The following is a 15,171-nucleotide window of genomic DNA, read 5'->3' as shown; positions in this document are numbered from 1 at the left end:
CCCTCCAAATTTATGTCTTATTTCATCAAGGAACGTGAGCGCGCGCAAAATAAAAAAAAGGGCTCCTTATTCAGGAGCCCTTGAGGTTGATTCTATTTTTTAGAGCAGGTCTGGGCCTACGATCTTACCAGGTTCGAAGTCCACTGTTGGATCATAGCCAGAGTTCCCTGTTTCGCGTTGGCGAATTGCACCCCGTAGGATTGGTTCGCTTCGCTCCATACAACCTGACCCTGCACCTCGATGATTTCGTTTCCATCCGGGCTTGCGATTCGCATGGTGACGATACCGCCTTTTTCCAATGCCTGATCGGTGTTGAAAGACAAACCACCTTGAGAGATCGTATTCATCGAACCAACAAGCTCGCGATCGCCGACCATTACTTTGATTTGCGACTGCATTTTGAAGCGCTCGTGACGACGTTTGTTTCTTGGGTCACTTTCCATCGCACGCTGACGAAGGATGAACCAAACTGCCATCGGGATCATCATCAGACCCAGCACCACACCCGCAGTTGGATTGGCACCACCGGCACCAGGGCCATTGTTGATCGCTGTCGTGATAGTTCCGCAACCGCCGGCCGCACCTGCTGCCCCTTCAGAAGCTGGGAAGCGTGATACATCCAAAGCTGGCTGTGAAGCCTGTTCGCCATGGCTGGCCAGAACAGTTTGAATCAACTGACCTGAATCCACGCGAGCACTTGTTGCTACATAGTTCGCAAGGCCCGAGATCACGTCGGCACTTTGGAAAAGTTTTTGTTTAATTTGATAACCCGTCAACTGAGGCTCTTCACGCAATGCCAGAGCTGCTACGCCAGCAACCAAAGGTGCCGCCATCGATGTTCCTGACATGTATTTATAACCACCACCAGGAATCGTACTTAGAATATCCTCACCCGGCGAAGCAATGTGAACGGTATTGCGACCGAAGTTTGAAAAGTCAGATCGAACATCGTTGATATCCACAGATGCCACAGATACTGCACTTGGCAAATCATAGTTTGCCGGATACATCGGCAGGCTGTCGTTATTACTGTTATAGTTACCTGCTGCATTCACAATCAGAATGCCTTTGTTATAAGCAGCCGCTAATGAATCCAACAAAGCTCTGGAATAGTTTGCACCACCCCATGAGTTGTTGATCACTTGGGCACCGTTATCCACAGCGTAATCAATCGCTCTAATTGCATATGCCGTTGTACCCGAGCCATCCGCTTTCAGGGATTTCACTGGCATGATGATGATTTTGGATTCTGGCAAAGGACGTTGAAATATATTAAGTCCCGCACCAATTACAATCCCGGCAACGTGGGTACCGTGATTGTTGTCATCCATCACATTGGGAGAGTTATTAGTAAAGTTCCAGCCATTGATATCATCGACAAAGCCATTTCCGTCGTCATCAACGCCCGGAACACCATTAGCTTCAGCAGCATTCACCCAGAGTGCACCTGAACCACCGGTACCATCCGCTTTATAGGCTTTAAATACGGTGTGAGTGGTATCCAAACCTGAATCCACGACTGCAACGACAACTTTTCCTGAGTTGGAAGCCAAAGAACTGGATTGCGACCAAGCACTCGTCAATTGAATATTGGCCGAGATAATGGGTGCCGAAGACATATAAGTCTGGCTGTAGGCGTTTGCCCCCATCAAGATCGAATTCATATTGAAGAGCTGCTGCAGCGACCACCCTTGCGTAGCGGTTTCACTGGCCACAGTCCCGGATGTAGACCAAACGTAATTTGGCTCCACATATTCGATATCCGGGTCATTTTTAAGATCAGCAACCTCTTCGGCGGCTGAAGCTAAAGAACGGACTGAAACGTGATACATACCTAGCTTACTGTAGGCGCCTCTCATAGTGACTCTTTGCGCAAGTCGCGCACGAACACCCTGCTGGTTTACACCCGTAGAGCTGTTGCGCACCTTAACGATATATTCACCCGGAACGACGGTCGACATTTGTGCGAACGCTGTCCCTGCGAATGTAAGAGTCAAAGCTATGAAACCTATTACAATGCGTTTCACGGTTTCTCCTTAGAAATTGAACAATATCTATTCGGCTGCGGGTCCAGGAATAATGAGCAAAAAATAGTGACCTATTTTGAGACAAGCGTAAGACCTTGATGCCATTACACTAAGCTGATATTAATTTTTTACCGATACATTCGGAGACAAGGACACCATCCAGCTATGAAACAGCTTCAGAAAATTTTCTTGCAAGGTCTCGTAACCTTCCTTCCGATCGCGCTGACGATTTATATCATCTATGCCGGCGTTTCTATTGTGGACAGCATCCTGGGCGATACTCTCCGCCAGTTCATGCCGGTTTACATTCCAGGCCTGGGCTTTTTGCTGACGATTGTACTGATCTTCATCCTGGGCTTCCTGTTGAACAACCTCCTTGCTGCGGGGCTCTTCCATAAGCTTGAACAAAGACTTACTCAGGTTCCGTTAATCAAAGCGGTTTACAGCCCTCTGCGCGACCTGATGAATATGTTCTCCAAAGGTGCAGGTCCCGGTGGCGGCATGCAGACCGTGGTTTTGGTCGATATCAATGACAACGGCATTCGCGCCATGGGTTTGGTCACTCGTGAGCACTTCACGGATATTCCGGCGATCCACGCCCAAGCCAACGAAAAGGTTTCAGTTTATATTCCTATGAGCTACGGCTTGGGGGGCTTCACATTGCTGGTGCCTCGCAATCGCATCACACCAATTGATATTCCGATCGAAAAAGCCATGAGTCTTGCCATTACAGGCTGGGTAAAGGCTGAAAAGCATGAAGGAGATAAGTAATGACTGATGCTTCCTGCGCAACGACTGTCAGTAAAGCTTTGAAAATCAACAACGATCTAAGTCGTTATGGGGCCTTTGCTGAAATTGGTGCCGGCCAGGAAGTCGCCCGTCATTTCTTTCAGGCGGGAAAAGCCTCTCAGACCATCGCCAAAACCATTTCTGCCTATGACATGATTGTCAGCGATGAAATCTACGGCCGCGAAGCCAATGGCCGCTATGTCTGCGAACCTCGCCTTGAGAAAATGCTCGATCATGAATACAAACTCCTGATTGAGCGCCTGAGTGCTCCCCGCGGTGGCAGCACCTGTTTCTTTTCATTTGCTTCAACGGTCGCAACTGCATCAGTGAGCTCCAACAAGCAATCCCATGGCTGGATGGGCGTGCGCTTTCAGGCAACCCCAGGGGGCCCGGCAAACGAAATCATCCTGCATGTGCGCATGCTGGATCGTCACCGTCTGCAACAACAGGAGTCCTTGGGTATTCTGGGTGTGAATTTGCTGTTTTGCGCTTTCTATGGTTTGGCCGACACGGACTCCTTTGTCCCAAGTCTGGTTGAAAATCTGAAAGAAGGCCAAGTCGTTATCGATGTGATCAAATTCAACGGCCCGGCCGTTGCCCACTTCGACAATCGCCTGATGAACCTGGAGTTGGTACGCCGTGGTTTGGCTGAAGCGATTATGTTCTCACCAAAGAACGAAATCCTGAATGTCGCTGACGCGGTCTATGGCAAATCCCTGTTGATTCAACGAGGCACATTCCGCCCAGTCACAAGCACGCACATTGACGTCATCCAAAAAGGCATTACGCAAATGAAGGCGGACGTGAAAAACATGGAAGGCAAGGATTTGGAAGTCCTGCCCGTCATGGAATTGACAATGCACAATCTGACCACTGACGGCCATGTGAACGAGTCTGACTTTTTGGCGCGCGTGGAGGTTCTGACCAGCCTCGGTTACCATGTGATGATTTCAAATTTCCGTTTGTTCTATATGCTGAAAAGATTTATCCGCCGTTACAATCAAAACCTGATGGCTTTGATCATCGGCGCCAGTCATCTGGAAAAACTGTTTGAAGAGTCGCACTATAAGAACCTGGAGGGCGGCTTGCTTGAGGGCTTGGGTAAACTTTTGGAGCAAAAAACCAAAGTGTACGTTTATCCTCACAAGACTCCGGATCTATGCATGACCACCAAGAGCTTTTTTCCGAAGGCTCACCTGCGCCACATCTACGCTTACTTCGTGGAAAGCAAACAGATCGTAGATGTGTCAGGCTGTGATGAAACTGCAGACTACCTGCACTCCAGCGACGTGATAAAGATGATCGAATCCGGGGATTCACGCTGGGAGCAGTTCGTTCCGCAGAAAGTGGTTTCTGCAATCAAGTCACAAAAACTATTCGGGTTTAAGTAGAGCTTTAAAGAACACCAGGATTTATTTTACACGTGATAAGTGGGATTTATTTCTGGTGTTTTGAATCGGCGCGAAGTTTACCGTGCGCCAAATAAGAGATGTCTATTAGTGCAGATTTGCAAGACAAGATAAAAGCGTCGAATTTTCTTTTTCGTTCAAGTTCAAAGTCATTTTAGCTTTGATTGTTTCTAGTAGCTTAAGCATTCCTAATGCCTCCTTTCATTTGACCAATATACGGCATTCTTAGCCAATATCTCCAACGCATAATAAGAATCCGAATATGCGCAAAACGCATACACCAGACCTTTAGCGGGGCCTTTTCTCAGTCAGTTGTCGTTAGGTTCTCAATGGGCTTTCATAAACGAGAATGACTTTCAAAATCTTGGATATCTGCCGAAGAGCTTTCTAACCTATAAAAGTTGGAGGTGCCCGTGAGCCTAGTGCAGCTGATCTCTGGAACCGAATGCAAAATCTCTGTCGTCTCGATGGAGACTTTAAATCTTATTAACGGATTGCTATCGCCATCCGTGTCCCGCAAGGAAGTCTACCGCTTGTGCTGCAAGGCTGGTGTCTGTCCTGTCACCCTACTCCGCAATTTAAAGTGATATCGTAATTTCACTTCCTTCAAACAGGGTCACAATGGCCCTGTTTGAATTGGCATCCCTATTGCTTTAGAGGTTTTCACCTTCGCTGTTGAAGGCACTTTTAAACCACTGGGGGTTCTTATGTTTATGCGACGTACTTTTGCTGTTTTTGTTTCCATGGCGACTTTGTTGATCGCAATGCCCTCAGTCGCTCAATCTCGTGGAGACATGCGCGGCGATCAGGATTTGCAACGACGGGTTTATCAGTTGGAATCCAAAGTTTATCAACTTTCACAAAGATTAGAACGACTGGAATACGGAGCCCCCGAACAAAGCAGGGGTTGGGTTTGCGTCCTGAAAGATTCGACTTGGGGTAAAACATTCCAAGGAAAAGCCGAGAGCCGCGTTGAAGCCGCCGCGATTGCAAGCAACGCCTGTATTGAGGGCTCTTTCGCCTCCAGCTGCCGCGCCGAACCCACTTGCGAACGCCTCTAGCGCAGATTCTTAGTTCCTAGAAAGCTGTCCGACACTCCGTACAGCCCGTCTCTCAAATTCAATGTATAGCCGTAGAGCTAAAAAACCTATGGCCTGCTCCATGAAATAAGGGGTTCCTGCAAAGGAGCCCTTTATGTTTTTTAAGACCCTGCTGAAATATGTTTTAGCTTTTCAAATCTGCTTTTCTGGTGCCGCCCAAGCCAATCTTGATTTCGATTTTTCCGATGATCCACCTGATGTCGTCACTCCCGGCGAAGACTACGACGGCTATGATGATGGCAACTGCGTTGGTTCTGGTTGTGATGACAGCGGTGATGATGGCCGTGGGGACTATGATGACGATGGCCCTCCCGACCACGACCGTGGCGACCAACACGAAAATGGAGACTTTGACCGCTCTGACTGGGAAAGTCGCGACCATGGATTTCATGGTGCCGACAAACCCTCCTCTCAACATTTCGGCTTTGATACTGACAACTTCGTCAAAACACCGGAAGGCAAACTTCTGACAGTCAAAGGCCTGTTGGAATGTGCCGGCACATACACCTGCGCTGAAAAAGGCTACGGTCAGGAATTCTGGAAATTTCAAGGCGCACCCAATTGGACCTATGAAGAAGGCAGCACTTATGGGCAAGGTACGACTTTCGCAAAACTTCAGAATCAGCTCAACAAAAAAATGGCCGAGGCCCATGAGTCAATTAATGGTAGCGCAAAGCCCGAATCTCAAAGACTGCTTGCGGAAGCCAAAACTCTACAATCACTTTCCCACGAAACTGCACACCGTGGTGAGTTGAAAGAGGCGTTCAAACTAACTGCTGCATCCAAGGAGCTTGTAAAAGCGGCGTTAGACATTGCAGTTGGTTTTAGCCCAATTGGTTGGCCAAGGGATATTTACGAAGCTCTTACTGGAAAATCTTTATTGGAAAGCCGTCCTCTTTCCAATTCGGAAAGAACTTGGGCCGTTATTGGCGCCTTAACTCCGGCAATTGGTTCCTTCGCTATCGCCGGGGCTCGCCTTCTACAACGCGCAGAAAAGCTGGGGCATTTACCGGGGACTCTCAACAAAACACTGCACTCGGTAAAAGTCAGAACAGCAGAAGAAATCAACAGAGAGTTGGGCTACGCCCAAGACGCTTTCAAACCCGGCACAAAAGTTTATGAATTCACTACTAGCGATGTCATACCAGCTGGTACATTTTCACGAGCCTTCAATGAAACTGAAAAAAACTCTATGGGAAAGTGGATCACTGAAACAAGAGAAATCAAAGGCCTAACTGCCAAGGAAATACAAGATAAACTGGCACTCCCTTTTATTCCGACGCACACTTTAGAACTTAATAAATTACCGGCCGGCACAGTATTGTACAAAGGGCGAGTTGCCCCAAGTTTTAATTCGAGTAGTTCCCGATTCAGTAGTCAGTATTTAATAAAGGGAAACATCACACCAGAATACTTCGGGCGACCTTCGAAAATTGATGGGAGAGTAAGATAATGAAAATTTCCAAAAATTCGATTTCAGAAAACGATCTAACGATAACCTTTCTTCACGACATTGAAGAGATCATAGAGACCGAGGATGGAGCTATCGTACTCTTGAAATTTTGGGTGAAATCAGGCATGGGATACAACATTTGGAACAACGTTTACAAAATCAACAAGAGCCTCGAAATTCAATGGCAAATCCAAGGTGCCAAACAAAAGTGTTACACCTCTATCGTTCACAATAATGACGAATATCGAGCGGTAGATTGGGATGGTTTCAGCAATGTCATCGACATGAAAACGGGAAAAGTAGTTCGTGAGTACTTCGTCAAATAATGAAAATTAGACGCACTTGGAACGGAAGGCTGTAACCATGGAAACTAAAAACAATATGCTAACTGCAAACGGCAACTCTATTACATTTATTCACAGAATCAGAACGATCATGAAAACCCCAAATGGCTATCTGGTTCTTTTGGATCATTGGAAAAATCGAGGCACGGGGCATTGCTTGTACGACAATGTCTTTATGGTTAGTGAGAATTTGACAATCTTGTGGCAAATCAAGGGGCGCAAGCCCCGGGCATATGTCGACATATTTTTCTATGATAACGAATATCACGCAGTTGATGTTGAAGGTGCAAGCACAGTTCCTGATATGTCGAATGGAGATATGATTCGAGAGGATTTCGTAAAATAGCTAGATAAAAAAACCACGGTCGATGAGACCGGGGTTTTTTTTTGGAGAAGGTAAGTCCGTACCTCTGGAACGAAGCGGTGCGTCCGTAAGTAGGACCTGGCACCTAAACGCGGGATTCTAGGAATTCGATCAGGCATTGGACGGCTTGGCCGGAGCCGCCGCTGCTGCCGATGGCGCCGCTGGCGCGGTCTGCCCAGGCATAGATGTCCAAGTGAGCCCACTTCTTGCCGCCTACAAATTTTTGCAGGAACAACGCTGCCGTGATGGCTCCACCGAAACCGCCGCCAGAGTTTTTGCAGTCTGCAAATGGCGACGATAGATCACCCCAGTATTTGTCGAACAAAGGCATGCGCCAGTTCAAGTCACCGGCGCGTTGACCGGCTTTGGTCAATTCGTTCGCAAGATCATCGTCATTCGAGAACAGCCCTGCGATCTCGGCACCCAAACCGACTTTGATAGCGCCGGTTAAAGTCGCCACGTCGATCACGTATTCTGGATCGTCTGAACCTTTTTGTTTGCAAGCCACATCCAACACATCAGCCAAAACCAAACGGCCTTCGGCATCGGTGTTGTCGATTTCCACTTTCATACCGTTACGAGCTGTCACGATATCACTTGGACGGAAGGCATTTGCATCCACCGCATTTTCAGCCAGCGCCAGATAGAAATCCAATGGACCTGGATATTGGGACTCTGCCGCCCACAAAGCCAAGCCCATAACTGCAGCTGAGCCGCCCATATCTTTCTTCATCAAACGCATCGCAGAGGAAGGCTTAATATCCAAGCCACCAGTATCGAACGTGATCCCTTTACCAACAAAGGCCACAGGTTTCAGACCTGACTTTTTCGTTGGACGGTATTTCAAGTGAACCATGCGTGGACCGTGAGCTGCCCCCTGCCCTACAGACAGATGCAATCCCATTTTTTCGGATGAAAGCTTTTTTTCATCCCAAATCGTGATTTTTAGATTCTTGCCCCATGAAATTTTCTTGGCTGCAAGTTCAGAGTATGATTTCGGATTCAAATCGTTCGGAGGCAAGTTCACCAAGTGACGGGCCATAGTCACGGCACGCGCACGAGCCGCCGCTTCTTTCAACACTGATTTGTCAAAATCGTCCGAACTAATAAGTGAAACTTTAGGCAGATCCACTAGCTGTTTGCCGTCAACAAATTGGCGATAGTTGTATGGTGCCATATCCAAACCAACCAATGCACCCATCTCCTGAACCTTGGCAGTCCCAGCGAACTCGATACGCAATGCTTTTAGCTGATTTGCCTTAAAGTGAGGAACCAAAGAACCAAATTGATCGCGAGCCCATGTGTAGGCTGCCTCATCCAACAAGCCATCATGGCCCACGGAATTTTTACCTTTGGAACGAAGAATCCAAACCGGACCCTGCACCCCCACAAAAAAGACCAACTCTTTGTCGTTCTTTTTCAAGGTGTCCATTTGCCAAGCCAAGGCATGGTCATCAATCAAACCATTCAGCTTGCTGGAGTCCTCAGAACCCAGGAAATAGACAAAGCCCGTCATTTCGTTCTTTGTTTTAAGTTCTTTACCGATTTCAAATGTTTCGATCCATGAACGGATTTGCAGTTTTGCGGACGCTTTAGGCGCAGTTGCCTTCTTTTTCGCCACGATTTCCTCACTTTTCCTTTGAGCTTAAGACTAAAATCCCTAGAATATTAATATGACGTGGACCGAGACCACAAACCTTAAATTTTGCTTACTCAATGCAGAGAATCTGTTTCTGCTTTTTGATGAGCCGCCAACCGCCGAGGTACTTAAGTACAATGAGCGTCAATGGCAGGGTCAGTCCATTTCCATATATGAGAATAAATCCCTAAAAAAATGCGAAGACATCGCCAAAGCCCTTCAGGAAATCAATGCCGACGTCATTATGCTGTGCGAGGTGGGCGGTTTCGAGTCCCTGAAAAACTTCAACCAACTCTTTATGAACAGCGCGTACTCACCATGTTTGATTGAAGGAAACTCCGACCGCAATATTGACGTGGGCTTTTTGATTCGCAAAGAGCTTCCTTTCTATTTTGATCTTTTGTCCAACAAAGCCCGCCCCATCAACTACCTTTACCCCCACGAGCGTCAAAGCCTGGCGCAGGGCTATCAGGTCAAAGGCGGCAAAGTCACCTCCAGTCATAAATTTTCCCGGGATGTCGTGGAGCTAAGGCTCTTTAAGCAGGACAAGGAAAAGCCGTTCATGATCATCATGTTGACGCACCTTAAATCCCGCTTGGATCCTGAGCGCATAGACCCCAATGGTTTTGAGCGCCGCCAGGCCGAGCTGCGAACTCTATTGGAAATCTACCGCGAACTTGAGCAAAACAATCCGCAAATTCCTATTTTGGTTGCTGGTGATTTCAACGGCAATGCCGGCATTCTAAATACCGATGAGGAGTTTCGCGACATCTACTCCACCACGGGACTTAAAGATGTTTTTGAAGTGGCCAACCTAACTCCTGAACAGCGGGCCACTTTTTATCAAGTGAAAAGCAGCGCGCGCACTGAGGGTCGCCAGATTGACTTCGCGTTCCTGTCACCGCTGATGCAAGGCCTTTTAAAAGCGGACTCTGCAAAAGCGTTCCGTTACCGAGACGAATTGGGCAGTGAACGAGGCGTCCCACAAACGATGGAAGCCAAACAAAGAATCCCATCTGATCATTATCCTATCGTGTTCGAAATCGAGAATATCATTCTACGTTAATTTGCGTCTGCACAGTTTTCGTTGCCCGACCCTATGGAACACAGTAATATAGCAACCATGGCAATGCAGAAAACGATCGTCCCAGAATTTAAAATTACCGCGAAAGTGGTTTATGTTCCTTCCGAATCCAACCCGGAAAAGGGCTATCATTTCTTTGCTTATAAAATTGCGATCACGAACCAAGGCTCAACCCCGGCTCAATTGATGAGTCGCCACTGGGAGATCACTGACGCCACTGGAAAAAAAGAGGAAGTTCGCGGCCCCGGCGTTATCGGCATGCAACCGAAAATTCAGCCCGGCCAAACCTTTGAATATGATAGTGCCTGCCCCCTGAACACCCCGACGGGAAGCATGAAGGGCCGCTACCACATGATCACCGAAGATGGCCAAAGCTTCTCTGTAGATATTCCAGAGTTTTACTTAGTGGCTCCAAACGCCCTTCACTAAAAGCCCCTCAATTGCTTCTAAGCAAAAAAGGTCCAGTTTTTCAGAACCACTCTGGTAAACGCAAAGCGGCCTGTGTTAGACCGTGCCCATGTTTAAAACTCTACGTGATCTTTTAAAAGTTCCAAAAAAACCTGACCAGGAAATGGGCCTCTGTATGGTGGTGTCTGAACAAGAGGGTGCTGAAATTTGGGTCGACGACAAACTCACTCCGTTTATCACTCCCCGCATGGTGGCTGTTCCCATAAATGCAGATGTAAAAATTGAAGTGCGCCTGACGGGTCATCGCTCTCATTTAGCCATCGTGCGTGCCCCACAAAAGCTTAGCTATTACTATTGCAACCTGGAGCGCATTCCTCTTAGACTGGTACGCAATGAAATCGACAACTTTGCCTCTGTTTAAAAAAACGAAACGCCTCATCCTGCGTCCTTTGGAACTTCATGACTTTGAGAACTGGTCGCAAGCCTACAGCAGTATGCTTCCACCTCAAAATCAATTTGATGAAACCAATTGGGTTGATTCAGAACTTACCAAAGCAAAGTTCAAAGCACTTTTAAAGAAACAGTTGCACGGTCATGCCTTGGACCGAGTTTACTCCTTTGGTGTATTCTTGAAGGACGATGGTCTTTTAATTGGCGAAGTTTTTATTGGAAACATTCATCGTACATCTTCGCAAAATGGAATTCTTGGATACCGCATTTTCAACAACTATTGGAACCACGGTTTTGCCACAGAAGCCTGCTCCGCTGCTTTGCAAATTGCCTTCAAAGATCTAAGACTTCACCGCGTTGAAGCTAATATCGAACCCACGAATAAAGCCTCCCTAAAAGTAGCTAAAAAAATTGGACTAAAAAAAGAAGGCTTCAGCTCAAAACGTCTTTTCGAAAATAAAAAATGGCTTGATATGATTAACTTTGCGGCGACCTGCGAAGACTACGGCATTAAGTACAAATTCCCACCAAAACAGAAATAAATAAGACCGAAGGTCGAAGTCACCTTCGCGAAGATCGCGTGTGCGCTAACATTTTAGCCAAAGTTCACTGGCGAACCCCCTTGGAGAGGATCAGAATCTAAACAGGATCTGATCCTCTAACAAAGGAGTTAGTTATGGCTGGACCAGCATTAAACTCACAATCCCGATCAGCAGCTCGCGATGCGGCTTCTCTTTGGGAAAGCAGTTATAAAGAAATTCAAAACCGTGCTCGTCAAGCAGTAGATACATCCACGGAGTTGGTGAATAAACATCCAACTGCCACAGTCCTTGGCGCATGCGCCGTAGGCTTCGTGGCAGGTGCGATACTTCGCTCACGCCGTTGATTAAAACACGAGGGCTTTTCCACCGCACCCTCGGAAAAGCCCCCGTCCAAAACTTGAACTTATAACACAACTCAAAATTCAAAAGCACGGGAGTCATTCATGATGAAGATACTGAGCAGTTTAATTGCGATGTTTATTAGCTCCAAATCCATGGGATTTAGCGGTGGAGGCGGTGGTGGCGGATTCGATCTTAAAAAAATTCAATCCGGAATTATTGACGACATTGCTCTGCGACTGCGCAAACCCGTGACGCTTGTTTTACTGGGCGTCTGCGCCACATTCTTTTTCTGTGGCGGGCTTTTCATGGCACTGATCGATGCCACCCTTCAATATGATAAGTTGGGCACCGTCTACGGAACGGCCACTCTCTGGGCGGGTTTGATTCTGGCGGCAATCACCGCTGGTGGGTACACGTACATTTTCACTCAGCAATGGCCGGGAGTTAAAAAAGTAAACGCGCAGAAAAAAGCGGCCGAGGAAGCAGCTGAAAAAGAGGAGGAACGCATGCAACAACATGAGCATCCCCGACCTTCCAGCCTTGATGGCGCATTAGCTGAGTTTTTGATGGATTTTGTTGAGGGGCGCAGAACCCGACGTGAGCAACGTTTTTCAGAACGTGAACATCGCCGCGAGGAAAGAGACGCTCGTCGTGCGGCCCGCGAAGCCCGTCGTGAACAACGACGCCAATCGGAGTCGCATTCCGGTGAAAGCTTTCAAGACGACACCAGACACTAATTTAATGAGATTTTTTACGGAGAACGCATGAAGGTATTCCAACCCTCTTCCGTTTTTTCGTAGATGTAGCGTTCATGCAATCGACCATTTAAACCAAACCAGAATTCGATTTCGGTGGGGATGACTAACCATCCTCCCCAATGCGGTGGACGCGGGATCACCTGTCCTTCGAATTGCTTTTCGTATTCACGCACGCGACGTTCAAGATAATCGTAGTCAGGAATTTCTTCGCTTTGATTTGAAGCCCAGCCGCCGATTTGACTAAGGCGAGCACGGGTTTTCCAGTAGGCATCGCTTTCTTCAGGGCGCACTTTAACTGCCATCCCCGTGATGCGAATCTGTTGCCAGATAGCTGGCCAATGAAAATTCAAACAGATATTGGGATTTTCTTCCAGATCCAATCCCTTATGGCTGTGATAGTTGCCATAAAAAACAAAACCCTCTGGAGTTCTGTCTTTTAGATAGACAACTCTCACAGAGGGAATGCCCCTATCATCCACGGTGGCGACCGACATGGCGTTCGCCTCCGGGATTTGCTTTTCAGTCGCCTCTTTAAGGAGGCGATCGAAATGAAGATAAGGGTCAATAGTCAGATCAAACATTATTGCAGACTATTTTTTAGCTTTTGCAGCTGGCTTGTCAGCCTTAACGATATCCATCAATTCAACTTCGAATACTAGAACTGAATTTGGTGGGATACCTGGGCGACCTGATGGGCCGTAAGCAAGTTCTGGTGGGATGAAAAGTTTTGCTTTAGAGCCAACTTTCATCAACTGAAGAGCTTCTGTCCAACCTGGGATAACGCCACCAACTGGGAATTCAGCTGGTTGACCACGGTCATAAGAAGAATCGAATTGTTCGCCGTTCGTCAAAGTACCTTTGTAGTGAACTTTAACTACGTCTTCTTTTTTAGGCATCGCGCCGGTGCCTTCTTTTTCCATGATGTATTGAAGACCAGATGCAGTTGTTTTTACGTTAGCTGCAGATTTGTTCTTCTCAAGGAAGTCTTTACCTGATTTAGCATTTGTATCAGCTGCTTCTTGTTGTTTTTTCATCGCAAGCTCTTGAAGTTTCATCATCGCTGCTTGCATGTCTTCTTTGGTCATTTCGTTTTTACCAACAGAAGCATCTTTCAAAGCCTGCGCCAAAGCGTCAGAATCGAAATCGATGTTTTGTTGTTTCAAGTTGCCGCCAATTTGTTGGCCGATAGCATAGGACGCCTTTTTGATATCAGTGTCCAATTTAACTTTTCTGTTGCAAGCAGTTGTAAGAGCCATTGCAACAACAAGGCCTCCAAGTACTAACTTATTCATTCTTTCTCCCTATCAAGGTTGTTATCATTTTCTGAGACAATACATCTTGCGCCGATTTATTGGATTTTCAAATAGATAATGCGTGCTGACACGCGCGTTCTTTCCGGATTGTAAAGTTGGCATCAAGGATTCTTACGAGCAGAAACTAAAATAGCGGATTCAGGAAGTCTTCGGAAATAGCCCCGTATAAGGATTTGAAATTCAGCGGTTTGGAAATAAATCTCAAAGCCCCATGCTCTTCATTTCCCTTGCGGACATAGGGCGCATTCACGTCGGTACATATATAAATTTTTGCGCGTGGGTGCTTTCTTTGCACAACCTTCAAAAGTGCCAGTTCGTCCATTTCCGGCGTGGTTACTTTTGAAATCACAACAAGGACAGGGGCATTACCGAAACCATCCAACTGTTTCAGCACGTCATGAGCATTGGCGACAAGATGATAATGGAAGGACAGCGCGGGACTCTGCCGCGAAACTTCCTGCTTGAACAAAGATAGGAGTGTCGGTTCGTCATCAACGAACAACACATGCACCAATTCCACTACGCTCCAATTTTCCAAATGAGTCCATATCCAGACCCTTAACAAAAGTCTGCTCTGCGTTGCGCAAATCAGCAAGTGTTTCTTATTAAAAATTGAATTCAATCGGCTATTTAGAAGCTCTTAGCACCGCTCCCATCCCCCGTCTCAAAACAAGATAGGCCACAATGGAGAATGGACTTACGCTTCGAATTCCGTGCACAATAACCCTTAGAGGAACTCATATTATGCTCAGCTTGATAATTCTCCTTTTTCTATCGGATCCGGGCCATGCCCAAAGCAAGAAGGTCAATACCCGTATTTATGAGTCCGAGGCGACTCAGGAGAAGTCCGAGTCATTCACGGCCAAAGTGCGCGTGGTCCGTGATATTTCCGACGAAGTGGAAGTGTTCTTTGACTCCGACAAAGCCCGTGGCGCCTACACCCTGCCGCGCAAAATTTCGTCTTACGCCACTGTGTTAAAACAGTTGCAGGACTCCGGGGAACCCGGAGGTTCTCCTGTCTCTGTCACCGCCGATTCCGAAAAAAGAATACTCAGCGTCGAAAAATCCAGTTCCTCTGGATTTAAAAAAAAGCACGAGTATGACTTCGGTGAAATCCCTGACATCTAGCATTACCCTTGCCATCCCCGA

Annotated in this window: 18 protein-coding genes; 13 read left to right on the top strand and 5 right to left on the bottom strand. The window is 47.1% G+C overall.

What is annotated here, in order from left to right; all coding sequences use genetic code 11:
- Positions 1-116 precede the first annotated feature (116 nt).
- Entirely contained in the window at positions 117-2,027 is a 1,911-nt protein-coding gene (locus AAAA73_RS03800) for a S8 family serine peptidase (RefSeq protein ID WP_340596842.1), read from the bottom strand.
- A 165-nt stretch (positions 2,028-2,192) separates the two neighbouring features.
- Here AAAA73_RS03800 and AAAA73_RS03795 point away from each other — a divergent pair, with 165 nt between their 5' ends.
- The 6 genes from AAAA73_RS03795 (at position 2,193) to AAAA73_RS03770 (ending at position 7,468) form a co-directional block, all read left to right on the top strand.
- Entirely contained in the window at positions 2,193-2,798 is a 606-nt protein-coding gene (locus AAAA73_RS03795) for a DUF502 domain-containing protein (RefSeq protein WP_340596841.1), read from the top strand.
- Positions 2,798-4,207, top strand: a complete 1,410-nt coding sequence (locus AAAA73_RS03790; protein WP_340596840.1) for a hypothetical protein — start codon at positions 2,798-2,800, stop codon at positions 4,205-4,207. Before AAAA73_RS03795 ends, AAAA73_RS03790 begins: the two co-directional genes overlap by 1 nt.
- Before the next feature lie 725 nt (positions 4,208-4,932).
- Complete coding sequence (locus AAAA73_RS03785) at positions 4,933-5,286, top strand: hypothetical protein (RefSeq protein WP_340596839.1); 354 nt, start codon at positions 4,933-4,935, stop codon at positions 5,284-5,286.
- A gap of 133 nt (positions 5,287-5,419) precedes the next feature.
- The gene (locus AAAA73_RS03780) at positions 5,420-6,778 is read left to right on the top strand and encodes a hypothetical protein (RefSeq protein WP_340596837.1); all 1,359 of its coding nucleotides are present in this window, start codon (positions 5,420-5,422) and stop codon (positions 6,776-6,778) included.
- A complete protein-coding gene (locus AAAA73_RS03775; protein ID WP_340596835.1) occupies positions 6,778-7,104 on the top strand; it encodes a hypothetical protein in 327 nt (108 codons plus the stop codon). Before AAAA73_RS03780 ends, AAAA73_RS03775 begins: the two co-directional genes overlap by 1 nt.
- A 37-nt stretch (positions 7,105-7,141) precedes the next feature.
- Positions 7,142-7,468 carry a hypothetical protein gene (locus tag AAAA73_RS03770; protein ID WP_340596834.1) on the top strand — a complete coding sequence of 109 codons (327 nt, stop codon included), beginning with the start codon at positions 7,142-7,144 and terminating at the stop codon, positions 7,466-7,468.
- A 103-nt stretch (positions 7,469-7,571) separates the two neighbouring features.
- Here AAAA73_RS03770 and AAAA73_RS03765 read toward each other — a convergent pair whose 3' ends face one another.
- Positions 7,572-9,107 (bottom strand): M17 family metallopeptidase, encoded by a 1,536-nt coding sequence (locus AAAA73_RS03765; RefSeq protein ID WP_340596833.1) that lies wholly within the window; start codon positions 9,105-9,107, stop codon positions 7,572-7,574.
- A gap of 52 nt (positions 9,108-9,159) precedes the next feature.
- On the opposite strand from AAAA73_RS03765, the gene AAAA73_RS03760 reads away from it, so the two are divergent.
- The 6 genes from AAAA73_RS03760 to AAAA73_RS03735 all read left to right on the top strand — a co-directional run bounded on the left by AAAA73_RS03760 (position 9,160) and on the right by AAAA73_RS03735 (position 12,688).
- A complete protein-coding gene (locus AAAA73_RS03760; RefSeq protein ID WP_340596832.1) occupies positions 9,160-10,191 on the top strand; it encodes an endonuclease/exonuclease/phosphatase family protein in 1,032 nt (343 codons plus the stop codon).
- A 57-nt stretch (positions 10,192-10,248) separates the two neighbouring features.
- A complete protein-coding gene (gene apaG, locus AAAA73_RS03755; RefSeq protein WP_340596831.1) occupies positions 10,249-10,638 on the top strand; it encodes a Co2+/Mg2+ efflux protein ApaG in 390 nt (129 codons plus the stop codon).
- Positions 10,639-10,726: 88 nt separating this feature from the next.
- Positions 10,727-11,038 carry a hypothetical protein gene (locus AAAA73_RS03750; protein WP_340596830.1) on the top strand — a complete coding sequence of 104 codons (312 nt, stop codon included), beginning with the start codon at positions 10,727-10,729 and terminating at the stop codon, positions 11,036-11,038.
- Entirely contained in the window at positions 11,010-11,609 is a 600-nt protein-coding gene (locus tag AAAA73_RS03745; protein WP_340596829.1) for a GNAT family N-acetyltransferase, read from the top strand. The genes AAAA73_RS03750 and AAAA73_RS03745 overlap by 29 nt, the downstream gene beginning before the upstream one ends.
- A 134-nt stretch (positions 11,610-11,743) precedes the next feature.
- Positions 11,744-11,953: a hypothetical protein gene (locus AAAA73_RS03740; protein WP_340596828.1), complete on the top strand. Its 210-nt coding sequence runs from the start codon at positions 11,744-11,746 to the stop codon at positions 11,951-11,953.
- A gap of 99 nt (positions 11,954-12,052) precedes the next feature.
- Positions 12,053-12,688 (top strand): hypothetical protein, encoded by a 636-nt coding sequence (locus AAAA73_RS03735; RefSeq protein WP_340596827.1) that lies wholly within the window; start codon positions 12,053-12,055, stop codon positions 12,686-12,688.
- A gap of 14 nt (positions 12,689-12,702) precedes the next feature.
- Here the strand turns inward: AAAA73_RS03735 and pdxH are convergent, their stop codons facing one another.
- From pdxH to AAAA73_RS03720, 3 genes are all read right to left on the bottom strand, one after another.
- Complete coding sequence (gene pdxH, locus AAAA73_RS03730) at positions 12,703-13,290, bottom strand: pyridoxamine 5'-phosphate oxidase (RefSeq protein ID WP_340596826.1); 588 nt, start codon at positions 13,288-13,290, stop codon at positions 12,703-12,705.
- 9 nt (positions 13,291-13,299) lie between these two features.
- Positions 13,300-14,001 carry an FKBP-type peptidyl-prolyl cis-trans isomerase gene (locus tag AAAA73_RS03725; protein ID WP_340596825.1) on the bottom strand — a complete coding sequence of 234 codons (702 nt, stop codon included), beginning with the start codon at positions 13,999-14,001 and terminating at the stop codon, positions 13,300-13,302.
- A 145-nt stretch (positions 14,002-14,146) separates the two neighbouring features.
- The gene (locus AAAA73_RS03720) at positions 14,147-14,542 is read right to left on the bottom strand and encodes a response regulator transcription factor (protein ID WP_340596824.1); all 396 of its coding nucleotides are present in this window, start codon (positions 14,540-14,542) and stop codon (positions 14,147-14,149) included.
- A gap of 224 nt (positions 14,543-14,766) precedes the next feature.
- Here AAAA73_RS03720 and AAAA73_RS03715 point away from each other — a divergent pair, with 224 nt between their 5' ends.
- Positions 14,767-15,150: a hypothetical protein gene (locus AAAA73_RS03715; protein WP_340596823.1), complete on the top strand. Its 384-nt coding sequence runs from the start codon at positions 14,767-14,769 to the stop codon at positions 15,148-15,150.
- Positions 15,151-15,171: the final 21 nt, after the last annotated feature.

Origin of the sequence: Bdellovibrio sp. GT3, from assembly GCF_037996765.1 — a bacterium.
Classification (GTDB): domain Bacteria; phylum Bdellovibrionota; class Bdellovibrionia; order Bdellovibrionales; family Bdellovibrionaceae; genus Bdellovibrio.
This window is presented reverse-complemented; position numbering and strand designations above follow the sequence as displayed.

Bases quoted from the DNA above. Each gene is read 5' to 3' on its own strand.
- AAAA73_RS03795 (WP_340596841.1), top strand. From the start codon at position 2,193: ATGAAACAGCTTCAGAAAATTTTCTTGCAAGGTCTCGTAACCTTCCTT.
- AAAA73_RS03790 (WP_340596840.1), top strand. From the start codon at position 2,798: ATGACTGATGCTTCCTGCGCAACGACTGTCAGTAAAGCTTTGAAAATC.
- AAAA73_RS03785 (WP_340596839.1), top strand. From the start codon at position 4,933: ATGTTTATGCGACGTACTTTTGCTGTTTTTGTTTCCATGGCGACTTTG.
- AAAA73_RS03780 (WP_340596837.1), top strand. From the start codon at position 5,420: ATGTTTTTTAAGACCCTGCTGAAATATGTTTTAGCTTTTCAAATCTGC.
- AAAA73_RS03775 (WP_340596835.1), top strand. From the start codon at position 6,778: ATGAAAATTTCCAAAAATTCGATTTCAGAAAACGATCTAACGATAACC.
- AAAA73_RS03770 (WP_340596834.1), top strand. From the start codon at position 7,142: ATGGAAACTAAAAACAATATGCTAACTGCAAACGGCAACTCTATTACA.
- AAAA73_RS03760 (WP_340596832.1), top strand. From the start codon at position 9,160: ATGACGTGGACCGAGACCACAAACCTTAAATTTTGCTTACTCAATGCA.
- apaG (WP_340596831.1), top strand. From the start codon at position 10,249: ATGGCAATGCAGAAAACGATCGTCCCAGAATTTAAAATTACCGCGAAA.
- AAAA73_RS03750 (WP_340596830.1), top strand. From the start codon at position 10,727: ATGTTTAAAACTCTACGTGATCTTTTAAAAGTTCCAAAAAAACCTGAC.
- AAAA73_RS03745 (WP_340596829.1), top strand. From the start codon at position 11,010: ATGAAATCGACAACTTTGCCTCTGTTTAAAAAAACGAAACGCCTCATC.
- AAAA73_RS03740 (WP_340596828.1), top strand. From the start codon at position 11,744: ATGGCTGGACCAGCATTAAACTCACAATCCCGATCAGCAGCTCGCGAT.
- AAAA73_RS03735 (WP_340596827.1), top strand. From the start codon at position 12,053: ATGATGAAGATACTGAGCAGTTTAATTGCGATGTTTATTAGCTCCAAA.
- pdxH (WP_340596826.1), bottom strand. From the start codon at position 13,290: ATGTTTGATCTGACTATTGACCCTTATCTTCATTTCGATCGCCTCCTT.
- AAAA73_RS03725 (WP_340596825.1), bottom strand. From the start codon at position 14,001: ATGAATAAGTTAGTACTTGGAGGCCTTGTTGTTGCAATGGCTCTTACA.
- AAAA73_RS03715 (WP_340596823.1), top strand. From the start codon at position 14,767: ATGCTCAGCTTGATAATTCTCCTTTTTCTATCGGATCCGGGCCATGCC.